The sequence below is a fragment of the Flagellimonas amphidinii genome (assembly GCF_013090115.1).
GTDB classification, from domain to species: domain Bacteria; phylum Bacteroidota; class Bacteroidia; order Flavobacteriales; family Flavobacteriaceae; genus Flagellimonas; species Flagellimonas amphidinii.
In genome coordinates, this window is the sequence record NZ_JABFNN010000037.1 from 1 (window position 1) to 18793 (window position 18793).

Here is an 18793-nt window from a genome sequence, read left to right on the forward strand (position 1 = left end):
GGTGGTTATGGTTAGGTTTGTTAATATTTTAACATAACTACCAAAATGGCGGATAAAGACACTTTTGTTAAATTTTCGGAATTGTAGAATGGAACCATAGCTCAGTAAAATGCTGAAATACGTTTCTTTCTAAAAAGCGCTCTTTTTAAAACAAAGGGGAAGGGATTGAATGCATATAAATTCTCTTAGATACTATTATAGAAAAACCAAGCTTTTTCTATGGTTTTTTCTTTAAAGTTGCTCATTTTAAAGCTATCTACAGCCCCTTCGTCTGAACTTTATGGAAAGCATCGGCTTGGAGTCGCAGCAATTCTTCGGCCTTTTCTTTTTTGTAGCGATATAGTTGCTCCTCATTGGTAATGTCCTCGTAGATTTTTTGGTTAAGTTCGCCATCCGTAGCGAGTAAAAGCTTGCGCTGTTTCACTTTCTGGGTCACCCAAGTGGCCACCACACTTTCCTGCTCCTCAAACTTGTAGTCGTATTCCCCTTTAGGAGCCAATAGCTTGGCAATGATCGGTGCAGTTTCTATGGCAAGGAACAAAAGGAAAATAAAAAATGAAGGTAACCAAGGCAGTTTTCCAAGCGCATTGATGCGGGCCATAAGCCCATCAAAACCATCAATAATAGGTTGGGAGTTGGTGACAGCGGTATTGTAATCGGTGCCCAAAGCGGCAATTTGAGCTTCTAAATTTTCAATTTTGGCAGCATTGGTTGCTTTAAGTGCGTTCAGTTCTGCCAAGTAAGCATCATGTTTTTCACGTTTTTCTTTATACACGGGGCCTTTCCCCAACAAACCTGTGCCAGCGGTTCCTTCGGCTTCAGAAATATAGGTGGCATATAAGGCATTGGTTTCTGCCTCTTTCTGGGCCACTTCATTTTTTAAAGCTGCAATTTCCTGGTTCAGACTTTCAATTTTGGGCGTGTATTGCAATGCCAATTGCTCTTGGTTGGCCAAGGTCATGGCATTTTTCTCTTCCAGCAGGACTTGATCTATCTCCTTTTCAAAAATTTTCATTTCCAAAGGCTTGGAAATCACTACGGCAATGATTACGGCCAAAATAATACGCGGCGCTGCTTGTAGGAGTTCACTTTTAAAGTTATCGCGTTTTTTGATGGTGGATACAATGTATCGGTCCAAATTGAAGATCAACAGGCCCCAAATCAAACCAAAGAAAATGGAGGTGTAAATGTTGTCAAAAACAGTATACAGGGCATAACCACTGGCAATAAAGGCCATAACCGCCGTAAAGAAAACGGTGGCTCCAATGCCTGCGTATTTATTACGTTCCCCATTGGAACAGGTTTCAAGAATGCCGGTGTCCGCGCCGGAACAGAAAATAAAGAAGCGTTGCAACATGATAGTGTTCTTTTTTTGATTGCTTTTATTAGAACGCAGTTTTGTGACATTTGTTACACACGGCTTGTTTAAAATTGATTTTTAGTGAGTTATAAATAATTGAAAGTCATTTGGTTATAATTTGAAACATGATTCTTGTCATATTTTTTGAGGTATTGAAAACGTATTTTTATTCCATAAAATTGAAAACGATGACAACTACCGTAGTAATAGGCGGAAACTTTGCTGGACTCACCGCCGCTCTTGAAATCAAAAGAAAAGGGAAAAAGGAACATAAGGTTATCGTCATAGATAAATCTCCACTATTTCTATTTGTTCCCTCACTGATCTGGGTGCCTTTTGGGCGTAGGGAAATCAAGGACATTTCCTTTAGGAAAGATGCAATTTTGGAAAAGAAAGAAGTAGAGTTTATACAGGCCGAAGCTTTAAAGGTAGATCCAACAAGTCAAGTGGTGCGTACCACCAAAGGAGATTATGCCTATGATCATTTGGTCATTGCCACAGGACCCAAGGTAAAATATGACGTTGCTCCAGGAGTGCCCGAGTATGCCCATTATATAGGAACTCCCAATGGTGCCATGCAAACGAGAAAGGCCCTTGAGGAATTTAAAAAAAATCCTGGGCCCATCGTAATTGGAGCAACACAGAATGCTGGTTGTATGGGAGCGGCCTATGAGTTTTTGTTCAATGTTGAAAAGTGGTTGCGAGAAGAGAAAATCAGAAAAAAAGTGGATCTCTACTGGATTACTCCCGAGACTTTTTTGGGGCATTTTGGAATTGATGGTATGACGGGAGGGGAGACGATGCTCAAGTCTTTTATGAAGATGTTCAACATACATTACAGGACAGAGGTAGGGGTGAAGGAAGTGACCCATGATACGGTAGTTTTGACCTCTGGTGAAATTTTGCCAAGTAGTTTTACCATGCTCATGCCTCCTTTTGTTGGGGTGGATTTTGTGATGAATTCACCAGAACTTAATGCCACGCCAACGGGGTATTTGCCAGTAGGGGATGATTATAGACACCCTGATTATCCCAATGTTTGGTCCGCCGGTATTGCTGTGGATGTACAATTGCCCTTCAAACCGGGGAAGGTGCCATTTTCTGGACCGAAAACGGGGTATCCTTCAGACGAAACGGGCAAAATAGTAGCCGAGAACATTGTAAGGGTATCCAAAGGTGTAACCAAGTTGAAGCGAAAAGCATGGGGGAAAATACCAGGTATCTGCGTAATGGATGCTGGTAAAAAAGAGGTGATCATTATTAGTGACCATTTGTTCAAACCAAGGAATTTTGCAATTATGATTCCCAATGTCTTTTATGATTTTTCGAAAGTACTTTTTGAAAAATATTTCTTGTGGAAGACAAAAAATGGGTATTCACAATTACCCTAACTAAGTAAACTCCAAATGAAAACCACTTCCTTGGAAGTGGTTTTCCCATTACATGCTATTAGGCCGTTAGTTCCGTATAATATTTATAAAAGTAGGGGATGGTTTCAATACCTTTTAAAAAGTTCCAGACCCCAAAATGTTCATTGGGAGAATGAATGGCATCGCTGTCCAGCCCAAATCCCATGAGAATAGTCTTGCTTTGCAATACTTGCTCAAATAGTGCTACAATGGGAATACTACCCCCTGTGCGCTCTGGAATTGGGGTCTTTCCAAAGGTTTTTTCATACGCTTTGGCAGCTGCTTTGTAACCAACACTGTTTGTTGGGGTTACGTAGGGCAGACCTCCATGGTGGGGAGTCACCTTTACTTTTACCCCTTTGGGTGCAATGGCACTAAAATGGTCTGAGAAGAGTTTGGTGATTTCATCAGGGTCTTGATGAGGTACCAATCGCATGGAAATTTTAGCATAGGCCTTACTGGCAATGACTGTTTTGGCGCCCTCTCCGGTATATCCTCCCCAGATGCCATTCACATCTAGAGTTGGACGAATGGAATAACGTTCTGGGGTAGAATAGCCTTTTTCCCCATAAACATCTGTAATATCCAATGCATCTTTATAATCTTCAATATCAAAAGGAGCTTCGGCCATTGCTGCACGTTCTTCTTTGGAAAGGATTTCTACCTTATCGTAAAAACCAGGAATGGTAATATGGTTGTTTTCATCATGTAGGGAAGCAATCATTTTAGACAGTACATTGATGGGATTGGGAACGGCGCCGCCATAAATTCCGGAGTGTAAATCCCTATTGGGTCCTGTCACCTCAACTTCAACATAACTTAGTCCTCGTAGGCCCGTGGTGATGGATGGCACATCGTTGGCCATCATTCCAGTATCGGAAATCAAGATAATATCATTGGACAGTTTGTCTTTATGGTCTTCAAGAAAGTCCGCTAGACTATCGCTGCCAACTTCTTCTTCACCTTCAATCATAAATTTTACATTGCAGGGCAACGTGTTGTTTTTGATCATAAATTCAACAGCTTTCACATGCATGTAGAACTGCCCTTTGTCGTCACAGGCACCTCTGGCAAATATGGCACCGTCTGGGTGTAGTTTAGTTGTTTTTATGATTGGTTCAAAGGGAGGTGATTCCCATAAACCCATAGGGTCTGGTGGTTGTACATCGTAATGTCCATAGACCAGTATGGTGGGTAGGTTAGGGTCAATGATTTTATCTCCATAGACCACAGGATACCCCTTCGTTTCACAGATTTCGGTATTGTCACAACCCGCTTCTTCCAATGCCTTTTTTACGGCTTTGGCAGTTTCCAATACGTCTTGGGAAAAAGCAGTGTCCGCACTAATGGATGGAATTTTGAGGAGTTCAATAAGTTCGTTGATGAATCGGTCTTTGTGGGTGTTGATGTATTCGTTTATTTGTTCCATGTATATTTTAAAAAGAATACTAAAAGTACAAAAAACAAGTTTTTAAGAACAGGACATTTGCAAATTAGAAAATTGAAGTATATTTGCACTCCTTTCCGCGGGTGTGGTGGAATTGGTAGACACGCTAGACTTAGGATCTAGTGCCGTGAGGCGTGGGGGTTCGACTCCCTTCACCCGCACAAAAAGCTCTCAAATTTTTGGGAGCTTTTTTTGTTTAAAAATAGCATCTATCCCTAAGGGTCTCAGATTACTATTTTGTTTTTATTTTAATTTCACAAATAAAAGAAAGCATTACTTCCTTTAAAAGAAATAAAATTCTTACAATAATTTCAAGATAATCGTGTTGTACTCATATGCAGTATGGTTTTTGATTGCATACAGTAATAGTGATAATACTTGAATTATTAATAATTAAATCAGCCAGTATGTATAAAGAAATTTACCTTGTAGACGATGAAGATTTGGTAAACACCATCAACACCATTCATTTTAGAAAAATGGGAATGGAGGATAAACTGAAAAGTTTTACCAATCCGGAGTTGGCCTTGGATGATTTGCGTTTTCGTGCTAACCAAAATGACAGAACCCTAGTTTTGTTGGATATTAATATGCCAGAGATGAGCGGTTTTGAATTCTTGGAATTTATGGTTTTAGAGAATTTTCCAGAAACTATTGAAGTTTTATTGGTTACCTCTTCAGTTCTTGAAGCTGACCGCGAAGAAGCTAAAAAGTATGGTAAGTTCGTTAAGGAATTTATTGCCAAGCCATTGCGTATTGAGCATTTGGAGGAATACCTTCAGTTGGCTTACATGCCTTAGAGCAGAAAATGGGGGCATAGTTTTTTCATTCAAAATACCTTTGTGAAATTTTGGGGCAATAAAAGGAGGCGCTTTATTAGGAAGCTGCTTCCTCTTTTTCCTCTTCATTAATTTCAACGGAAATACCTTCCATACCCAATTCTGGAATGACCAATAAAGGTATTTGGGTGTGAAAAGCTGTCCTTTTGATGATGGGTTCCCGGGTCATTTTTTCCATGTAGCTGTGCTGATAATTCAACAAAGCCAGTAAATGGATGTCCAGTTCTTTGGAAAAAACTTCCAAGGTTTGGGAAACCGAATGAAGCTCGGAAACGGTATGTACATAATGTTCAACATCACTCAAGTACCTGCGGAGCATGTTCAAATTGAACTGTTGTAACTCAGACAAGGCTTTTATGCCATATTGTACATGGACTATGCGTATGGTGGCGCCGAACATTTTGGCCATTTCCAATAGGGGGGCCAGCTCAGATATTGTATAAAAACGATTAAAATCCGTAGCAAACGCAATCTCACTTGGCGTTACATATTCAAAATGCTGAGGAATGGCAAGAACTGGGCATTTTTTGGCGTTTTTGATAATTCGCACTGTGTTACTGCCCATAAAGACCTCATCAATGCCAGAGGCTCCTTTGGTTCCAGTAATTACTAGATGAATACCCAAAGAATCCACAATGTCCTTCACTTCTTCAACCAAAAGATTGAAAGAAGATATGGTCTCAAAACTATGATTAGGATTTCTATACTTGCTTTTGATTTGGGAAACAGTTTTCTGTAGACCCCTTTCTGAAGAGTCCCTTACCGCATCCACAATACGAACACCATCTACCATTTTTGCCATAAAGCGACTGCTGGGAATAACAGGAGTATAGGTGTTGAGCAGATAAAAAGTGCACTTCTTATCACGGAACAACTGCATGGCATAATCAATCGCGTTCCATGCGTTTTCTGAAAAATCCGTAGGTATTAAAATCTTTTGCATCTGATCAAAATAAGGATGCGATAAAATTAAGATGAAGCTATAGGGGATACTATGACAATTGTCAGGTTTTGGATTAAGGGTAGGTTAAAACCCTTCCACCATTTCCAAAAGCTTCCGTTCGTTTTTTATGCCAATCTTTTTGCCCGAAGTATGGATGAGTCCTTTTTTCTTGAATTCAGAAATAATTCTGATTGCAGATTCTGTAGCGGTACCCACCACATTGGAAATATCTTCTCTAGAAAGTGTAAGTGCCAAAAAACCTTCATCGTCTTCCCCAAAATTATTTTTCAAATAAAGAAAAGCCTCTGCAATACGTTGCTTAACGGTCTTTTGGGAAATATTCACGATGACGTCATCGGCCTCCTTCAGATCATGGGCCATATGTCGCAAAACTTCCAAAGTAAAATTAGGGTTCTTTTGCAATGTATGGTTAATGGTTTCTTTTGGAATGAAGCACACTTCCATATCGCTTACTGCAATAGCGGATAAATTGGTGTGTTCTTCAGAAATAACGGAGCGTTGACCGATTACTTCACCCTTAGTGGCCAATTTTACAATTTGGTCTTTGCCATTGGCACTTAATTTGGAGAGTTTGGAGACACCATTGCGTACACAATAGACCCCATTGAGTTTTTCTCCTTCTTCAAAAAGATGATCTCCCTTTTTAAGTTTTTTGGTGATTTTGGAATCGGAAACTTGTTTCAATTCCTCTTTGCTCATGGCCCTGAGCGAATTAAACTGCCTGATGATACAATTTTCACATCTACTCTCGTCCATAACTGACTGTTATTGATTTACCTGATAGTGCAAATTTACATGTAAGGACAAAAACAATAACTGATAAATGTCATGTTTTAGATCGGAAGTGTATCACAATTTTGTGCTAGGTAAAGCAAATGTCGATGGCAAACATGACATGTTATCATTGTGGTGATCATTGCGGAAAGCACAAAGTCCATTTTGACGGGAAGGATTTTTGTTGCAATGGATGTAAAACAGTCTATGAGATTTTTACATCCAATGGCTTATCTACCTATTATGAGATAGAAGCTGGTGCAGGAACCACTCCCAATGAAATCAAAAAGAAATATGACTTTCTGGACAATCAAGAGATTGTAAGTCAGTTGGTGGAGTTTGACGAAGATGGTGTTCAGGTGGTAAGTTTGAGCATTCCTGCCATACATTGCAGCTCTTGTATTTGGGTGCTGGAAAATTTGAATCGACTGCACAAAGCCGTATCCAGTTCACAGGTCGATTTCCCTAAGAAAACAATTCGGATTACCTACAAAACCGAAGATTTTTCCCTAAAAGCTTTGGTGTTGCTTTTGGGCAGTATTGGCTACGAACCCTATATCTCCTTGGAAGCTTATGACAAAAAGCAAAATAAGGTCGATAGATCTTTGATTTATAAGTTGGGAGTGGCAGGATTTGCCTTTGGGAATGTTATGTTGCTGTCATTTCCAGAATATTTTGAAGTAGAGGAATTTTGGCTAGATCAATACAAGCTGGTTTTTCGTTGGTTGATGTTTGCATTTGCAATGCCAGTGGTGCTTTACGCTGCTCAGGATTATTTCTTATCTGCATACAAGGGGTTACGATCCAAACTTTTGAATATAGATGTACCCATTGCTCTAGGGGTTTTGACTTTGTTTGTTCGCAGTACTATCGATATAGCATTGGATCTTGGATCTGGTTTTTTTGATAGTCTTACAGGGCTGGTCTTTTTTCTGTTGTTAGGGAAATTCTTTCAGCAAAAGACCTATGCTTACCTATCCTTTGAGCGGGATTACAAATCATATTTTCCCATTGCAGTTACTCGATTGGGGGCAAATAATACCGAAGAAAACATTCAGATTTATAACATAAAAGCCGGAGACCGGATTCTCATACGCAATCAAGAAATCATTCCTGTGGATTGTCTGCTGATTAAAGGTGAGGCTGAAATTGATTACAGCTTTGTTACCGGAGAATCACAAGCAGTGTTTAGGCAAGCAGGAGAAAAGCTTTTTGCAGGGGGAAGGCAAATAACTGGAATAATAGAGGTCGAGGTATTGAAATCAGTTTCACAAAGCTACCTCACTCAATTATGGGGTAATTCTGTTTTTTCAAAAGATAAAGTAAGTCAGTTCCAATCCCTTACGGACAGTATTGGAAAACGGTTTACCATTGCTGTTTTGACCATTGCTATATTGGCCACAACATACTGGCTAATTTATCAACCAAGCTTGGCGCTCAATGTTTTTACGGCGGTGTTGATCATAGCTTGTCCTTGTGCCATTGCCTTAGCGGCTCCATTTACTTTGGGGAATATGCTTCGCATTTTTGGAAGACATAGATTTTACCTCAAGAACTCCAATGTTATAGAACGATTGTCAAAAATAGATACTGCCATTTTTGATAAAACAGGGACCCTCACAACAACCCAAAATGATACGATTGTTTATGAAGGAGTTGAATTGACTCCAGAGGAGACCGCATTACTGAAAACAACCCTTCGGGCATCTAACCACCCTTTGAGCAGGTCTTTGTATGAAATTCTAAAATCCAATGCCATTTTGACCTTGGATGAATTTGAAGAACACACGGGTAAAGGAATAGAGGGAAAAGTCAAAAATCATTCTATAAAAGTAGGTTCTGCTGCTTATGTTGGCAAAGATAAATCTCCCTCTTTGACCAACACAGCCGTCTATGTAAGTTCTGATGAAGACATCAAAGGCCGGTTTGTATTTAAAAATACCTATAGGGAGGGGGTTGAAGAGATTTTTAGAACATTGGGAGATGATCTGGATCTTGGAATTCTTTCTGGAGATAACGATGGGGAACGAAAACAATTGGAAAATTTATTGCCCCAGAATACCCGTATGCTTTTCAATCAAAAACCAGAAGATAAACTGAATCACATTAAAGGGTTGCAAAAAGGCCATAAGGTATTAATGGTAGGTGATGGACTCAATGATGCAGGAGCATTGGCGCAGAGTAATGTTGGGATAGCTGTTTCAGAAAATATTAATGTTTTTTCACCGGCATGCGATGGAATTTTAGATGCTTCAAGTTTGCCTAAGCTGCCTAAGTTTTTGATGCTTTCCAAAAAAGCCATTCAGATCATCAAAATGAGTTTTGTTTTCTCATTATGCTACAATCTTGTAGGACTCTATTTTGCGGTCACTGGTCAGTTGCAGCCAGTTATTGCGGCTATTTTAATGCCATTGAGTTCCATCAGCATAGTTGTGTTTACTACTCTTTGCACAAATTATTGGGGTAGAAAATTAAAAAAAGTTGAAAGCTGATATATGTCATTTTTTGCACAACACCATCACAGTAGTTTTACCACCAATTTAAAGCAGGTATGAGTGTCATTTATGTGTTATTGGCCATAAGTATTTTGGTTGCGCTGGCTTTTTTTGCTGCCTTCCTGTTCTCTGTGAGAAGTGGACAGTATGATGATACCTATACCCCATCCGTTCGCATGCTTTTTGAAGATGAGGTAGTGGGGGACGCTGGTAAAACAAATCAAGATACTAACAGAATCAAACAAAAGAAAAGTACAAACCAATAAATATGGAAACACAGCAGTTTCGCTACGATAACAAAATCGTGCAAAAATTCTTATACGCCACCATTCTGTGGGGTATAGTAGGAATGTCGGTAGGTCTGTTATTGGCCTTTATGTTTTTATTTCCCAATGTAACCGATGGAATTTCATGGCTTAGTTTTGGTCGCCTAAGGCCACTGCATACCAATGCAGTGATTTTTGCCTTTGTGGGTAACGCCATTTTTGCAGGGGTCTATTATTCCACCCAACGCTTGCTCAAGGCCAGAATGTTCAGTGACTTCTTGAGTAATTTCAACTTTTGGGGTTGGCAGCTCATTATTGTAGCTGCGGCACTAACGTTACCACTTGGTTATACAACCTCAAAAGAATATGCCGAGCTGGAATGGCCTATAGATTTGGCCATTGCAGTAGTTTGGGTAGCATTTGGTTGGAACCTCATCGGTACAATACTTAAGAGGAGGCAACGACACCTTTATGTCGCGATTTGGTTTTACCTCGCCACATTTGTTACCGTAGCGGTACTGCATATTTTCAATAGTTTGGAATTGCCGGTATCTGCCCTTAAAAGCTACTCTGTGTATGCAGGGGTGCAAGATGCCTTAGTACAGTGGTGGTATGGACACAACGCAGTGGCCTTTTTCTTAACCACTCCTTTCTTAGGGTTGATGTACTATTTTGTTCCCAAAGCGGCCAACAGACCTATTTATTCATACCGCTTATCCATTGTCCATTTCTGGTCATTGATATTCATTTATATCTGGGCAGGACCACACCATTTATTATATTCCGCATTGCCAGACTGGGCTCAAAACCTAGGGGTTGTTTTCTCTGTAATGTTGATAGCACCTTCTTGGGGAGGTATGATCAATGGATTATTGACACTTAGAGGTGTTTGGGATAAGGTACGTAGCGATGCCACCTTAAAATTTATGGTGGTAGCTATTACAGGTTACGGTATGGCCACCTTTGAAGGTCCCATGCTTTCCCTTAAAAATGTAAATGCCATTGCCCACTTCAGTGACTGGATTATTGCCCACGTGCACGTAGGGGCGTTGGCTTGGAACGGGTTCCTGACCTTTGGTATGATTTATTGGTTGGTGCCCAAAATGTTCAAGACCAGTTTGCACTCTAAAGGATTGGCCAACTTCCATTTTTGGATAGGCACCTTGGGCATAGTGCTTTATGCACTTCCCATGTATGTGGCCGGATTTACCCAAGCCCTGATGTGGAAAGATTTTAACCCAGACGGTACATTGGTTTATGGTAACTTCTTGGAGACCGTTACCCAGATTATTCCAATGTACTGGATGAGGGCCATAGGAGGAAGTCTCTATATATTGGGAATGTTTGTCTTACTCTACAATATTGTGATGACCATTAGGTCTGGTAGTAAGGTTGAAGATGAATTGGCAGAAGCTCCTGCATTGACACGGGTGTCCAAAAGACGTGTGGCAGGAGAGACTTTCCACAACTGGTTGGAAAGAAGACCCATTCAGCTTACAATTTTGGCAACTATTGCGATTTTGATAGGTGGTATTGTGCAGATAATTCCAACCATTTTGGTAAAATCAAACATTCCGACCATAACCAGTGTAAAACCATATACCCCTCTAGAATTGGAAGGCCGCGATCTCTACATTAGAGAAGGTTGTGTGGGTTGCCACTCCCAAATGATCAGACCTTTTAGGAGCGAGGTAGAGCGTTACGGTGAATACGCGAAGGCAGGAGAATTTGTATATGACCATCCTTTCCTCTGGGGAAGTAAGCGTACCGGTCCAGATTTGCTTCGGGTTGGTGGTAAATATTCAGATAATTGGCACTTAAACCACATGTACGATCCGCAAAGTACTTCTGCGGGATCCATTATGCCAGCGTATCAATGGTTGGTAAGGAACAGACATGATCGTAGTGGGGTTCAGGCTAAAATGGAAGTCATGGTGAAACTGGGAGTCCCTTACACAGAGGAGGATATTGCCAATGCACCGCAATCCATGAGTGAACAAGCCGTGCAAATAGAGAAAAACCTATACAGTGATCCTGAATTTGCAAAAACCTATGAAGCAGATAAGAAATATGCGCAAGAAAATGGTGAGGATTTTGTGGAAATGCGCGATAGGGAAATTGTGTCACTGATAGCCTATCTGCAAAGATTGGGTACAGACATCAAAGTAAAGGAAACAGAAGAATTACTATCTCAAAACAAATAACCATGTTGAAATTTGTAAAAGGACATATGGAAGGTATCGAAGGGGTGGCCAGTTATCCCATGATATCACTTTTAATCTTTTTCGTGTTTTTTGTGGCACTTTTTTGGTGGGTGTTCACCGCTTCAAAAGAGCACATAAAAGAGATGGGAGAATTACCCTTGGAGACTAACGATCAACAACACAAACTATAATATTATGAGCACAAGAACACCTTGGTGGATTCGGGTCCCCGTATTATTCTTTATCATCTTCGGATTGATGGAATACTTTATAGATTCAGGCGATAAGCCGGCAATTATAGAATATCCCATTACACAGTTTTTTCTGCTCATGGTATTGATGCTTCTCATTGCCATTGAGTTGATTTTAAAATCCATTGAAAATATAATGTTCCAGACACTTTCCAAAGAGGCACAGGAACGCTACTTGGCTGCCAAGAACAAAAAATGGGAGTGGAAATGGGCCAAGAATGTATATAATAATCTTACCAAAAGTAAAGCGATTGAAAAAGAAGGTGAGATTATCATGGATCATAACTATGATGGAATTCGAGAGCTGGACAATGTACTGCCGCCATGGTGGGTATACCTTTTTTATGCCACCATTGTTTTTGCGGTAGTTTATCTAGTACGTTTCCATATTATTGGTGATTATGACCAAAAGCTGGAATACGAAGAAGAAGTTGCTGCTGCTCAAATTGCCATTGAGGAATATAAGAAAACAGCCAAAGATTTGGTAGACGTCAATACTGTTGAGTTCTTATCCGACGCTTCTGATTTAAGTGCGGGCAAGAAGATATTTACAGCAAATTGCGTCGCTTGTCACACAGCAGATGGAGGAGGGGCAATTGGGCCTAACTTGACCGACGAATATTGGATTTTGGGTGGAGGAATTAAAAATGTGTTCAATACTATATCCGAAGGAGGACGTGACGGAAAAGGAATGATAGCTTGGAAACAGACCCTAAAACCTGCCGAAATAGCCCAAGTGTCCAGTTATGTGCTTACATTGGGCGGAACCACACCAGAAAACCCAAAAGCACCTGAGGGCGAAATTTGGATAGACCCAGATGCACCGCAACCACAAGAAACCGAAACCGAAAACCCCGAGATGGAACAAATCTCGGATTCCACGGACGTGGCCATGAATTAATTGGTATTTGGATAAAGGCCGTGCTGTGCACGGCCTTTAATTGAGAAAAAAGTTGTAATGGAAGAAAATTTTAGGGATTCCATAGGCACAGTTACCCAAGAAGGGAAACGCGCTTGGATTTATCCCAAAAAACCTAGTGGACGATTTTATGATTATCGTAAATATGTTAGCTATGGCCTTCTGATTTTTTTAGTGGCAGCACCATTTGTTAAAGTCAACGGGCATCAGTTTTTAATGTTCAATGTATTGGAGCGTCGCTTCAATATTTTTGGATTTCCCTTTTGGCCCCAAGATTTTCATCTGTTTGTCATCTCAATGATAATCGGGGTCATATTTATTGCCCTGTTTACTGTTGCTTATGGTCGAATTTTCTGCGGATGGATGTGTCCGCAGACCATTTTTCTGGAAATGGTCTTTCGCAGGATTGAGTATTGGATTGATGGTGATCGAGGAGCACAGATGCGATTGGACAAAGCTCCTTGGAATAGTAAAAAGATTGGAAAAAGACTCTTAAAGTGGATCATCTTTTTTATTATTTCCTTTTTGATCGCCAACGTATTTCTAGCCTATTTAATAGGAAGTGATAAATTGATGCGCTATGTCCTTGACGGGCCTATGGCCCATTTAGGTACTATGATACCTCTTCTGATCTTTACTGGGGTATTCTATTTTGTGTTTGCTTGGTTTAGGGAGCAAGTGTGCATTATTGCTTGTCCTTATGGACGTTTGCAAGGAGTCCTTTTGGATAATAAATCCATTGTGGTGGCTTATGACCATAAAAGAGGAGAAGGGGAAAACGGTCGAAAGAAGTTTAGAAAGAACGAGGACAGGGAAGCTTTAGGGGTCGGTGACTGTATTGATTGTTTTCAGTGTGTAAATGTATGCCCTACAGGAATCGATATTCGTAATGGGACCCAGTTGGAATGTGTCAATTGTACTGCTTGTATTGATGAGTGCGATCACATCATGGACAGCATCAAAAAACCAAGAGGGTTGATCAGGTATGCCAGTGAAGACGAGATAACCAATAAATCCAAATTCAAGTTTACGGCCAGAATGAAAGGTTACACCGCAGTATTGACCGTATTGATAGGCATATTGGTTGGGATGTTGTTCCTCAGAAACGAGCTGGAAGCCAATATTCTAAGACTTCCAGGTCAACTATATGAACGTAAGGCAAATAATATCATCAGTAATGTCTATACCTATAAGATGGTAAATAAAACAAGTAAAGATATTGAGAATGTCTCTTTTAAACTGCTGTCCCACAAGGGAACAATAAAAATGGTGTCACAAGATAGTTTTGTGGTGCCAGCTGAGGAATTGGCAGAAGGAACATTGTTTATTGAAATAAATGCATCGGCATTAACTGGTGATAAGGACAAACTGAAAATAGGTGTGTATAGTGGTGATAAACTAATTGAAACTACGGTGACCCAGTTTTTGGCACCTAGGAGTTATAATTAAAATAGACTAAGATGAAGATAAATTGGGGAACAGGAATTGTTTTGGCTTTCATAGCCTTCATAACCTTTATATTATACTTTGTATATCGAATGAGCACGGATGATAGGGCTAATCACGATTTGGTCACCGAAGAATATTACAAACAAGAACTGGCCTATCAACAAGAAATAGATGCTGCACGTTCGGCATCAGAAATGGGGGCTACAATAAAAGTTCAAAAATCCGAAGAAGGGATTACCCTGATTTTTCCAGAACAATTCAACCCAAAAAAGATTAAAGGCACAGTGTCCCTATACAGACCGTCTAACAAGCACTTGGATGTTGACTTTCCCATAAGTTTGTCCAAAACACATTTGCTCATACCTGACAATCGCTTGGTGGACGGTCGCTGGGACATTATTGTTAAATGGCAGTATGAGGGCAAACCCTTTTTACATAAAGAAAAACTGGTTTACTAAGTTATGTTGGCATCGGCAATAGTTCTAGGTCTTTTGGGAAGTTTGCACTGTTTGGGCATGTGCGGCCCCATTGCCTTTATGTTGCCTTTGGATAGGAAAAGCAAATCCAAAAAACTGTTGCAGCTAAGCATCTACCATTTTGGGAGGGCTTTAGCTTATGGAATTATGGGATTGGTTTTCGGATTTGTTGGCAAAGGCCTATATCTTTTTGGGTTTCAGCAAAAGCTATCTATTCTCATTGGTGCGGTCATGATATTGTTGGTGGTGATTCCTGCGAAATATGTCAAAAAATTCAGTGTGGCAAAACCAGTTTACGGACTTCTGTCCAAAATAAAATCCAGACTTGGGGCAGAGCTTCAAAAAAAGACCCCAGATACTTTTTTGACCATTGGTTTTTTAAATGGATTCTTACCTTGTGGTTTGGTCTATATGGCACTGCTGGGAGCCATTGCACTTGGGAATCCTTTGGAAGGAGGTTTGTATATGATTCTATTCGGAATGGGAACAGTACCCTTGATGACGTCCGCAGTATATTTTAGTTCTTTTCTAAAAGGCAATACTCGGCAACTTATTCAAAAGTTTGTCCCTGTTTTTGTGGTGATTATAGGAGCCCTTTTCATTTTGCGGGGATTGGGTCTGGGAATACCCTACGTTTCTCCAAAAGCGCCTCCCAAAGTTGAAATGGCTTCAAGTAATTTGGAATGTCACTGACCGTAAAATTACATGTAAACCCTCCTGATGTATGTCATATTTTTTTGCTTAAAAATTCGGCAGTTTTGCAACTAAAGTTACTGTGGTGGAACTAGGATGATTTTACCTTTAAAAGTAACTTAAAACATTAAAAATCATGAAAGTACAGCAAATTTATACAGGATGTTTGGCTCACGCTGCTTACTATTTGGAAAGCAAAGGGGAAGCAGCTGTTTTTGACCCATTACGAGAGGTGCAGCCCTACATAGATCGAGCCGAGCACGATGGAGCTAAAATAAAATATGTGTTTGAAACCCATTTTCATGCTGATTTTGTCAGTGGGCATTTGAATCTTAAAGAAAAAACTGGGGCTACCATTGTTTTTGGACCTACTGCAAAACCCGGGTATGACGCTTTAGTAGCAGAGGATGGTCAAGTGTTCACCGTTGGAGATTATAAAATAAAAGTGATTCACACGCCTGGACATACCATGGAAAGCACCACCTATCTGTTGATTGATGAAAATGGCAAAGAGCATGGAATCATTACTGGGGATACCCTTTTTATAGGAGATGTAGGTCGACCTGATTTGGCCCAGCATGTAATTTCAGAACTTACAGAAGAAAAGTTGGCAGGACATCTGTTTGATTCACTTCGCAACAAGATTATGCCATTGAACGATGATTTGATAGTTTACCCTAACCATGGGGCAGGATCTGCTTGTGGAAAGAAAATGAGCAGTGAGACCACGGATACTTTGGGACATCAAAAAAAGACCAATTATGCCTTAAGAGAAGGTATGACAAAGGAAGAGTTCATTAAGGAATTGTTGGAAGGACTTACTGCGCCTCCAGGGTATTTTCCGCAAAATGTACTCATGAATATCAAAGGATATGAAAGCATTGACACAATAATGGATAGAGGTACAAATCCGTTGTCCGCAGAGGCTTTTGAAGCTGCTGCCAATGAGACCAGCGCACTGGTTTTGGATACGCGGGATGCCGAAACATTTTCCAAAGGATTTATTCCCAACAGTGTCAACATTGGTTTGGAAGGAAGTTTTGCTCAATGGGTTGGAGAAATGATTCCAGATATACAACAAGAGATTTTATTGATATGTGAACCAGGTAAGGAAGAAGAGGCCATCATTCGTTTGGCCAGGGTAGGTTATGATAAAACCTTGGGGTATCTGGAAGGTGGTTTTGAAAGCTGGAAAACGGCTAGGAAAGAAATCGATAGGATACAGCGCATGAATGCCGATGAATTTGAACAGGCTTATAACGATAGCAGGCCATTGGTCATCGATGTAAGAAAGAAAAGCGAGTTTGATTCTGAACATGTGATCGGTGCTGTGAACATACCCCTTAATGTCATGAACAATCATTTAGCAGAATTTCCAAAAGACAATGAATTTGTGTTGCATTGTGCAGGGGGATATAGAAGTATGATTGCCGCATCCATTCTTAAGCAAAGAGGTTGGGAGAATTTTGTTGATGTGGCTGGAGGCTTTGCCGATATTAAAACTAAAAATGTAGCGGTTTCAGAATATGAGGAACCAACAACAATGTTATAAAGTATGAAGACAAAGGTTATTGTACAGAATTTAAAATGTGGAGGCTGTGCCAACACCATCAAAAAGAACCTTGAGAAATTGAGTGGAGTGGCAGCAGTTAATGTGGAAATTGAAACGGGGGAGGTAATTTTTGAATCTAAATCTGAAGTTGAGTCTTCAAAAGTTCAAGATCTATTAAAAAGTATGGGATATCCCACGATAGATGATGTTAATACGCTATCCACAAAGGCAAAATCTTTTGTAAGCTGTGGAATGGGTAGATTAATGAATAATTAAAATGAGTCAAAATTTTAGCAATAAGAAGGATTGTCAACAATGATGGTCCTTTTTATTTTTATACATAAAGATTAGCCAAGAAAACATGAGAATAACCACAGTAGAAGAAGCAGTATCAGGCATAAAATCCGGAGACCGAGTTTTTTTCCAGGGTGCGGCCATGACCCCAAACGAACTTATCGATGCCTTATGCGACAGGCACGAAGAGCTCGAGAATGTAGAAATCATTTCAATTCATACGGAGGGAGATGCCAAATATACCAGAGAGCCTTATAGCAATACATTTACCTTGAACTCATGTTTTGTTGGAGGTAATGTTAGGCGCTTTGTAAATACTCGTTCTGGGGATTATATTCCAATCTTTTTAAGTGAGATTCATTTGCTGTTCCGAAGGAACATTTTACCTCTTGATGTTGCCTTCATCCAAGTTTCCCCACCAGATAAACATGGATATTGTTCTCTTGGGGTCTCGGTAGATGTGGCCTTGCCTGCCATTGAAACAGCAAAAAAAGTAGTGGCTCAAATCAATCCTTATGTGCCACGTACGCATGGTGATGGTATCATCCATATCAAACAGATAGATTGTGCCATTGAAGTGGAACACCCCATTCATGAGCATGAGCCTACAGAAATATCCCCATTGGAATATGAAATTGGAAAGAATGTAGCTTCTTTGATTGAAGACGGGGCTACACTACAGATGGGTATTGGAAATATCCCTAATGCAGCACTTTCCAATTTATCCAATCATAAAAGGTTGGGCATACATACCGAAATGTTTTCAGATGGGGTGCTTCCTTTAATTGAAAGTGGAGTTATTACGGGAGAGGAAAAATCAGTGAAGCAAGGTAAAATTGTGAGCTGTTTTGCTGTAGGTTCACGTAAGCTATATGACTTTATTGATGATAATCCAGTTTGTGACTTTAGGGAAGCTGCATATACAAACGATACAGCTAAAATTAGACGTAACCCTAAAGTTACTGCAATAAATAGTGCCATTGAAATTGATTTGACGGGGCAAGTTTGTGCAGATACCATTGGTAGTCGTCAGTTTTCCGGAGTTGGTGGGCAAATGGATTTCATCCGGGGAGCATCTTTATCCGAAGGAGGTAAACCAATTATAGCTATGTCTTCCACAACCCATAAAGGCATTTCAAAAATCACTCCTTTCTTGCAGACAGGTGCTGGGGTGACCACAACACGGGCGCATATGCATTATGTGGTAACTGAGCATGGCGTTGTCGACCTCTTTGGGAAAAACCTTAAGCAACGTGCAAAGGCTTTAATATCCATTGCACACCCGGACCATCGTGAAGAGCTGGAGAGGGCGGCTTATGAAAGATTTTTAAAGGTGTAGACTTATTTTCTTCATAATAAAAAAAGGGAGGTCAAAATGGCCTCCCTTCTTTTTCATTGCAT

17 protein-coding genes and 1 tRNA gene are annotated in these 18793 nt (G+C 40.2%); 14 read left to right on the forward strand and 4 right to left on the reverse strand.

Annotated elements, in window-relative coordinates:
* Positions 1-256: 256 nt before the first annotated feature.
* Positions 257-1357, reverse strand: coding sequence for a DUF4407 domain-containing protein (locus tag HJC33_RS10760; RefSeq protein WP_171658831.1), 1101 nt, complete (start codon positions 1355-1357; stop codon positions 257-259).
* Positions 1358-1548: 191 nt separating this feature from the next.
* Between HJC33_RS10760 and HJC33_RS10765 the strand changes: the two genes are divergently transcribed.
* Entirely contained in the window at positions 1549-2751 is a 1203-nt protein-coding gene (locus HJC33_RS10765) for an NAD(P)/FAD-dependent oxidoreductase (protein WP_171658832.1), read from the forward strand.
* Positions 2752-2809: 58 nt separating this feature from the next.
* Here the strand turns inward: HJC33_RS10765 and HJC33_RS10770 are convergent, their stop codons facing one another.
* The gene (locus HJC33_RS10770) at positions 2810-4198 is read right to left on the reverse strand and encodes a dipeptidase (protein WP_171658833.1); all 1389 of its coding nucleotides are present in this window, start codon (positions 4196-4198) and stop codon (positions 2810-2812) included.
* 97 nt (positions 4199-4295) lie between these two features.
* Between HJC33_RS10770 and HJC33_RS10775 the strand changes: the two genes are divergently transcribed.
* Both HJC33_RS10775 and HJC33_RS10780 read left to right on the forward strand, forming a co-directional pair.
* A tRNA-Leu gene (locus HJC33_RS10775) sits at positions 4296-4377 on the forward strand.
* Positions 4378-4623: 246 nt separating this feature from the next.
* A complete protein-coding gene (locus HJC33_RS10780) occupies positions 4624-5016 on the forward strand; it encodes a response regulator (protein ID WP_171658834.1) in 393 nt (130 codons plus the stop codon).
* A 76-nt stretch (positions 5017-5092) separates the two neighbouring features.
* Here the strand turns inward: HJC33_RS10780 and HJC33_RS10785 are convergent, their stop codons facing one another.
* Both HJC33_RS10785 and HJC33_RS10790 read right to left on the reverse strand, forming a co-directional pair.
* A complete protein-coding gene (locus HJC33_RS10785; RefSeq protein ID WP_171658835.1) occupies positions 5093-5998 on the reverse strand; it encodes a universal stress protein in 906 nt (301 codons plus the stop codon).
* Between the two features lie 84 nt (positions 5999-6082).
* On the reverse strand, positions 6083-6775 hold the full coding sequence (locus tag HJC33_RS10790; RefSeq protein WP_246245532.1) for a Crp/Fnr family transcriptional regulator: 693 nt from the start codon (positions 6773-6775) through the stop codon (positions 6083-6085).
* Positions 6776-6900: 125 nt separating this feature from the next.
* Between HJC33_RS10790 and HJC33_RS10795 the strand changes: the two genes are divergently transcribed.
* The 11 genes from HJC33_RS10795 to HJC33_RS10845 all read left to right on the forward strand — a co-directional run bounded on the left by HJC33_RS10795 (position 6901) and on the right by HJC33_RS10845 (position 18731).
* A complete protein-coding gene (locus HJC33_RS10795; protein ID WP_171658836.1) occupies positions 6901-9285 on the forward strand; it encodes a heavy metal translocating P-type ATPase in 2385 nt (794 codons plus the stop codon).
* A 59-nt stretch (positions 9286-9344) separates the two neighbouring features.
* Positions 9345-9554, forward strand: a complete 210-nt coding sequence (gene ccoS, locus HJC33_RS10800; protein ID WP_171658837.1) for a cbb3-type cytochrome oxidase assembly protein CcoS — start codon at positions 9345-9347, stop codon at positions 9552-9554.
* 2 nt (positions 9555-9556) lie between these two features.
* Positions 9557-11758, forward strand: a complete 2202-nt coding sequence (gene ccoN, locus HJC33_RS10805; RefSeq protein ID WP_171658838.1) for a cytochrome-c oxidase, cbb3-type subunit I — start codon at positions 9557-9559, stop codon at positions 11756-11758.
* Positions 11759-11760: 2 nt separating this feature from the next.
* Positions 11761-11949: a CcoQ/FixQ family Cbb3-type cytochrome c oxidase assembly chaperone gene (locus HJC33_RS10810; protein ID WP_171658839.1), complete on the forward strand. Its 189-nt coding sequence runs from the start codon at positions 11761-11763 to the stop codon at positions 11947-11949.
* Positions 11950-11953: 4 nt separating this feature from the next.
* Entirely contained in the window at positions 11954-12910 is a 957-nt protein-coding gene (locus tag HJC33_RS10815; protein WP_171658840.1) for a cbb3-type cytochrome c oxidase N-terminal domain-containing protein, read from the forward strand.
* Between the two features lie 57 nt (positions 12911-12967).
* Entirely contained in the window at positions 12968-14377 is a 1410-nt protein-coding gene (ccoG, locus tag HJC33_RS10820; RefSeq protein WP_171658841.1) for a cytochrome c oxidase accessory protein CcoG, read from the forward strand.
* Positions 14378-14388: 11 nt separating this feature from the next.
* The gene (locus HJC33_RS10825; RefSeq protein WP_171658842.1) at positions 14389-14835 is read left to right on the forward strand and encodes a FixH family protein; all 447 of its coding nucleotides are present in this window, start codon (positions 14389-14391) and stop codon (positions 14833-14835) included.
* Positions 14836-14838: 3 nt separating this feature from the next.
* Positions 14839-15546, forward strand: coding sequence for a sulfite exporter TauE/SafE family protein (locus HJC33_RS10830; RefSeq protein WP_171658843.1), 708 nt, complete (start codon positions 14839-14841; stop codon positions 15544-15546).
* A gap of 136 nt (positions 15547-15682) precedes the next feature.
* Positions 15683-17098: an MBL fold metallo-hydrolase gene (locus HJC33_RS10835; protein WP_171658844.1), complete on the forward strand. Its 1416-nt coding sequence runs from the start codon at positions 15683-15685 to the stop codon at positions 17096-17098.
* Positions 17099-17101: 3 nt separating this feature from the next.
* A complete protein-coding gene (locus HJC33_RS10840) occupies positions 17102-17374 on the forward strand; it encodes a heavy-metal-associated domain-containing protein (protein ID WP_171658845.1) in 273 nt (90 codons plus the stop codon).
* 85 nt (positions 17375-17459) lie between these two features.
* Entirely contained in the window at positions 17460-18731 is a 1272-nt protein-coding gene (locus HJC33_RS10845; protein WP_171658846.1) for an acetyl-CoA hydrolase/transferase family protein, read from the forward strand.
* Positions 18732-18793: the final 62 nt, after the last annotated feature.